General features: G+C 61.8%; 4 protein-coding genes. 3 read left to right on the top strand and 1 reads right to left on the bottom strand.

The features are described from left to right. Nucleotides 1-666 precede the first annotated feature (666 nt). Nucleotides 667-1,053 (top strand): TetR family transcriptional regulator, encoded by a 387-nt coding sequence (locus ABZ824_RS39555; protein WP_356970029.1) that lies wholly within the window; start codon nt 667-669, stop codon nt 1,051-1,053. Here the strand turns inward: ABZ824_RS39555 and ABZ824_RS39560 are convergent. Then, entirely contained in the window at nt 1,018-1,587 is a 570-nt protein-coding gene (locus tag ABZ824_RS39560; protein WP_356970030.1) for a DUF5360 family protein, read from the bottom strand. The two genes, ABZ824_RS39555 and ABZ824_RS39560, sit on opposite strands and share 36 nt — an antisense overlap. Before the next feature lie 513 nt (nt 1,588-2,100). Between ABZ824_RS39560 and ABZ824_RS39565 the strand changes: the two genes are divergently transcribed. Together ABZ824_RS39565 and ABZ824_RS39570 are read left to right on the top strand one after the other, a co-directional pair. Continuing rightward, nucleotides 2,101-5,061: an AAA family ATPase gene (locus tag ABZ824_RS39565; protein ID WP_356970031.1), complete on the top strand. Its 2,961-nt coding sequence runs from the start codon at nt 2,101-2,103 to the stop codon at nt 5,059-5,061. Nucleotides 5,062-5,696: 635 nt separating this feature from the next. Further along, nucleotides 5,697-6,154, top strand: a 458-nt coding sequence (locus tag ABZ824_RS39570; protein ID WP_356970032.1) for a phosphopantetheine-binding protein, incomplete at its 3' end; no start/stop codon positions are given.

Below are 6,154 nucleotides of genomic sequence, written 5' to 3' on the forward strand. Positions count from 1 at the left end.
GGCTCCACTTCTACAATCACCACCGATCCCACTCCGCCATCGGCGGCCGCTCACCGGTCACCCGACTGACCAACCTCCCCGGACATCACAGCTAGTCTCAGCAGACTGCGCGGCGTGAACGGGGACATGTCCGTCATCGACCCGCCGAATTCGGTCAGCTCTCCAGCCCGCCGCAGTGCCGCGACCGACCATGCCTTTGAACGACGACTTGAACACGCTCTTGCGCGGCCGACACAGTTCACTGACACGCTACCTCCATGTCCAGAACCTTCAGCAGAGTGAGAAGCGTCCGGCCTGACGGGCCGACATCCGCCAGCCAGCTGCCTCAACGGCCTCTGTGCGACACACCCGGCGCGGCAAGCAGCTGGCAGGGAGGCGGCGTGCCATGCCTAAATGGAGCGCGGTCAGGCAGGTGAAGATTGCCCAGGCGACACGTGGTCGGATCTGTTCCATCGCCTGGTGCTGTCCGCCGTGATCTGGACTGGCCGTTCTAGATGTGGAGCTTGTCCAAGCTGGTAGAGGTACTACGTACAACGGCATTGCTGACAGCAGCCGGGAAACGCTTTGCAGATTCTCAACGTCGGCGGAGTGTCGCGGGAGGCCAGCGACCTGGAAGGCTAGCAACGGTCCGGAGTTCACCGAGAAGATGTCAGCGCTCTTCGAAATATGGACGAGCTTTCAGAGAAGGGTTTCCATCGTGTTGACCTACGGGACATCGCGGCACGGGCCGAAGTCAACAAGCAGCTGATCTCCTACCACTTCGGTGGCAAGGAGAACCCTCTACCGCGAGATCCCGCGCAGCTGGCAGGAGAGCGAGACCACATTCATCGATCCCGCGCTGTCCTTGGAGGAAAATCGCCGACCGCTACCCGGCCGCGGAGCCAGAATTGGACCGATGGCGGCGTCGGCAACTCACAAGAGCCGGTACTCCTCGGCACGTTTGTCGTAGTAGCCACGCCGCACAAGCCTCTGGGCGACACCCGGCCACGCGGAGGTTCGGCAGGCGCATCGCAACAATCACGGATCGACCGCTACTCGCTGTTTGCCTTCTGATGCGATACCACTGCTGATCTGAGGCCCCTCGCGATCTCCGGGCGCACGCGGACCGAATGCGGCGTGACGTCGCGACCGGCCACGACTCCCGAGCCGGTCACACAACCGCGCCACCGTACGCCAGCGTGGCGCAGTTCGACGCGTTGGAGATGACGGGGTAGACACAAGCATGGCGGTGACGGCGACCGCGGGGAACAGCACCAGCCAACCGTTGGGGATCAACCAGGCAGGATCGAACTCACAGCGGACCAGGTAGAAATTCAACGCCATCACTCCTGCGGCCGCGGTGGCAGTGAGAGCAACGAGCATCATCCGTTCACCAGCGGCCGGACGCTGGCGAGCCAGTAGCAGGCTGCCGAGGCCGATGCCGATCGCCGACAGGTCCAGGCCGAGGAACGACCAGTTCCATTGCTGCAGAAATGGATCGGCGCCGACGCTTACCACACCGAGCACAGTCGCGACCCAGTAGGCCAGGAAGCCCAGATCGGTCCACAACATGATCGTCTTGATGCACGCGAGCCTCCCACTGGTCATGGCGTTGCTTCTCCTCTTCAGATCAGGGCTACATCCCGGCAGCGTGCCGAACCTTGTGCGGACCGACAACGCGCTGCCCCGAACAATTCCCCAGCATGATGACCCTCCTGCGCCGGCGCAACCAAAGCTTCGTTCTGAACACAGCCAACTCGCCGATGTAACCGCTGATCAGGCAATTTTCGTTGTTTCCCGCGCAATTACTATCACAGAACGCGCAACATCCGCCGATCGCAGCACCAGACAACATGACAACCGCACTGCGCCCAAATACATCCTAACCTGGGTCAATCATCAACTCTGCGCCCCAGCCACATTTCGAAGAGTGTCGACAGAAATGACCCGTGTCCTGGACACTGTATAGAGCAACCGGCCCGACAACCGAACTATGTAGATGTTCTAGATGGCCTCTCTGTGAGGGCGACAGTGTATGCCGCCCCCGCCTCCGGGGGCATGGGGGAAATGCCTACCACCACTGCGTGAGACTAAATATGTGCGGTTGTAGCGGCGGAGTGTATGTTGCGATCGTTCTGTTTGGTTCTTGCAGGAGGCTTGATGGCGTTGATCAGCGCTAGCGGCGCCGAAAGCGCGAAGTTGGTGGGTAGGTCGTCCGAATTGCTGAGCATCGGTAAGCTTTTAGCTGATGCCCAGTCGGGAGCGGTGGGCGCTATTGCTGTGGTTGGTGAGCCTGGAATCGGTAAGACGCGCATGCTGCTGGAGCTGAGCGAGCGAGCCACTGCGGCTGGTTTCGAGGTCCTAACCGGCCGTGGTGCCGAGTTGGAACGGGACGTTCCGTTCGGGATGGTTATCGAAGCTCTCGACCAAAAGTTTGGAGCGCTGAGTGCTGACGTAACAACAAGCATGGGACCAGAACAATTTTCCGAGCTCGCCACCGTCTTGCCGTCGTTGTCGGGACGCGGCGGGCGGAACATAAGTCGATTGGAAATAGAACGCTTCGAGTTCCATCGTGCGGTACGGGCTACATTCGGATTGCTCGTCCGAGTGCGGCCGTTGGTGCTGGTCCTCGATGACGTGCACTGGGCGGATCCCGCATCGGTGGAACTGATTGGCCATCTGCTGAGACGAGGGTTGGTGCCGGGTATGGTGCTGGCACTCGCCTACCGCACACGGCAGGCACCGCCTCTGCTGCTCGACGCGGTAGCGCGTGCGTCTCGTGAAAGTCAGCTGTATGAGTTCGAACTTGCACCGCTGACCATCGCCGAGGCGGCTGAGGCGTTGGGTGAACGAGTGGACTCCCGGACAGTCAGATTGTTGCATTCGGAAACTGGGGGAAACCCCTTCTACTTGGAGCAACTCTCACGCACCGTACAAAGAGGAACGCTGGCGCCGGTGACCGCAGAGGGAGCCGGCGAGGATCGAGAGACCGGGATACCTGCTGCTGTGCGAGCGACAATTGTCCGAGAGCTGGCCGGGTTGACGGACAAAACGCTCAAGGTCCTTCAGGCTGGAGCCGTGGCCAGTGATCCGTTCAACATCGATCTGGTGACCAAAATTTCTGATTTCGACGAGGGTCTGGTATCGAATTGCCTCGATGAGCTGGTCGGGGTCGATCTCGTCCGAACGACCACCACCGCCGGGCAATTCCGTTTCCGGCATCCGATCGTGCGCCGAGTCGTATACGACGAGGCGATGCCAGCGTGGCGGTTCGGTGCCCACAAGAGGGCAGCCCGCGCACTTGCTATGCGCGGTGCACCCCTCATTGTGCAAGCTCATCACGTTGAGCGCTCGGCATCTCCAGGCGACGAAGAGGCTGTCGTAACCCTGACCGCGGCGGGGCAAGCAGTAGTGTCCCGTGCACCGGCCGCTGCGGCTGGCTGGTTCAAAGCAGCGCTGGAGCTGCTGCCGGAATCGGGCGGAATGGAACAGCGGCTCTCGCTGATAGTGTCAATGGCTGGCGCCCTCGCTTACTCGGGCCGCATGCACGACAGCCGGAGTGCGCTGGAACAGGCGTTGGCGCTGGTTCCGGTCGACTCGTTCAGCGATCGTGCGCGGATCATCGGCATGATCGCCCGTGCCGACCATAGTCTTGGGCGAGCCGACGAGGTCCGCGACCTCATCACAACGGCCTTGGACCAGACGACTCCAGGGACCGCAGAGGCGGTCAAGCTTCACTTAGAACTTGCCGAGAACCAACAAATGCGCGGTCAATGGGAGTCAGCGGTCGCGACTGCCGCGCTAGCTCGGGCGGAAGCGGAGACTCTCGGCGATCGTCCTTTGTTTGTGGCGGGGAGTTCGTGCCTTGCTTGGTTTACCTCCGCGTTAGGAGATGTCGATCAGGCGCAGATGCTTGCAGACTCGGTCGCCAACAGCGTGGACACAGATAACCTGAGTCCGACACCCGAGTTCCTCGACGCTCTCGCGAATCTCGTCTTCACCGAGATCGCCCTCAGCCGATTCCGTTCAGCCGACCGACATGCCGAACGCGGTCTCGAGGTCAGCCGCGCAAGCGGCCACGGTCACTTCGTTGGCCGCTTCATGCTCGGCGCGGCAACTACGAAGATGTATTTTGGTCAACTCCGCGAAGCTCAACGTACCATCGAATCCACCGTCGAAGCGGCGATCTTGCTAGGCAACGATCAACTTCTCGCGTCGGCAGAAGCCATACGTTGCTGGATTGAAACACTTAGAGGCAACCTCTCGGCAGCCCTGACGGCTGGGCGGGCAGCAGTACGGGCGGCCAACCGCGTACCCCAAGCGCACTACGCGTGGCTCGCGCGGGCGTGTTATGGCCAAGCGCTGATCGAGGGGGGCGAATTCGAGCGAGGTCGTAAAGAAATCATATCGCTAGGCGGGCTTGAACTCCCTGGGATGTCGCCACTCGCGCGCCCAGTATTTCAACTTCAGTTGGTTAATGCCGAACTGGCTACTGGCCGAATTGATTCGGCCGAAGCGATAGTGCGCCGTATCGAAGATTCCCCGCTGACATTGCTCTCACATAAGGGGCAAGCATTTCAGGGGAGGGCGCTTGTGCAGGCGGCATCTGGCGACTTCCGTGCGGCCGCTACCTCCGCCAGATGGGCGTGCGAATATTTCGACGCTGTGGAAATGTGTGTGTGGGCGGCCCGCGCCCGGATTATAGGAGGCCGTGCCCTAGCTCAGGCTAACGATACTGGTGCGGCAATCCGTGAGCTCGAACTAGCGTACGGCATCCTCCGAGAGACCGGAGCTGCGCGATTTGCCAATGCAGCCGCGAAAGAACTTCGATCCTTAGGAAGGCGCGTCCAACGCAGGCCTACACCCGATGCGGCCGCCGATCCGGCGGGATTGACCGACCGCGAATGTGGTGTCGCCAGCTTGGTAGCCGAAGGGTATACTAACCGTGAAATAGCTGCGGAGCTATTCATAAGTCCCAAAACTGTCGAAAAACACCTTGCGCGCGTTTTCGAAAAATTAGGCGTATCCACGCGCGCTGGAGTAGCTGGCGCCATAAACCTGCGTCGCGTCAAACAGCATTGAACTGACGGCGGGTGCCCCGCTGGCCGACTCGATCCGCGCGGCATGTTCCTCCTGACAGGTATGCCTGGCAGCATTGTGGTCCGCCCTGGTCGGCGTATAGGAAATGCGCCAAGCAGAGTTCGAGTGGCAGCCGACGGCGCTTGGTGAGTGATCACGTGTCCGGTCGGCTGGATATGGCGAGCGCTGATAGTGGTGACGTGCGGTTCGCCATGTCGTTCCGGACTGTTGACTGGCTCAATGTCCATGTTTAGGTGGCGAATTCCGTGACGCTGAGTGGGGGGCTAACGCGACTGGCCTCGTGATATGCGTCTGGGCTGCAGCTCGCAGCGTGTCACCGAGGTCGGCAGCGTGGTGCGAAACGTTCCTCGCGCGTCCGATTCGATCCGCAATGACCGGTTCGACCATCGTAGGGATTTTCCCGATACCGACCTCGGGCGGCGCAGTGCAACTCCGAGTAGGTCCGTGACTGGAGTTCGTGATTTCGGATGCGCCGGAGGTCGGCGGAGGCAGCGCGCTGCAATCACCTCGAGTTGGCGAGACCGGCGTAGGAGGAATCGAGTGCCGATGAAGAAGTCGTGTCGGTGAGAAAGGCGAATCCGGTTTCAGTGATCATTGCCGTCTTCAATGGTATGCCCTTGCTGGACGTCCAGCTCGAGGGTCTTGCAGCGCGGGAGCTGGACCGCCGGGCGCTGCCCGCGCCGCAGGTGGTGTCGGCGGTGGCGTTCCGCGCGCCGAGCTCGCCGGTGGAACAGGCAGTGGCCGAGGTCTACGCCGGGCTGCTCGGCGCCGCCGAGGTCGGCCTGGACGACGACTTCTTCGCCTTGGGCGGCAACTCGCTGCTGGCCACCCGCGTGGTCGCACGCATCAACGAAGCCCTCGACGCCGATGTCGCGGTACGCGAACTGTTCGAAGCCCCGACCGTGGCCGCCCTCGCCGCGCGGGTGGTGCCCGGCGCCGGCGGCGGCACCCGCACCGTGCTCGAACGCACCGAACGCAGCGAACCGATCCCGTTGTCGCTGGCCCAGCAACGGATGTGGGTGCTCAACCAATTCGACCCCGCCTCCGCCGCCTACAACATCCCGATGGCCATCCG

Origin of the sequence: Nocardia sp. NPDC047038, assembly GCF_040644075.1 — a bacterium.
GTDB lineage: Bacteria > Actinomycetota > Actinomycetes > Mycobacteriales > Mycobacteriaceae > Nocardia > Nocardia sichangensis.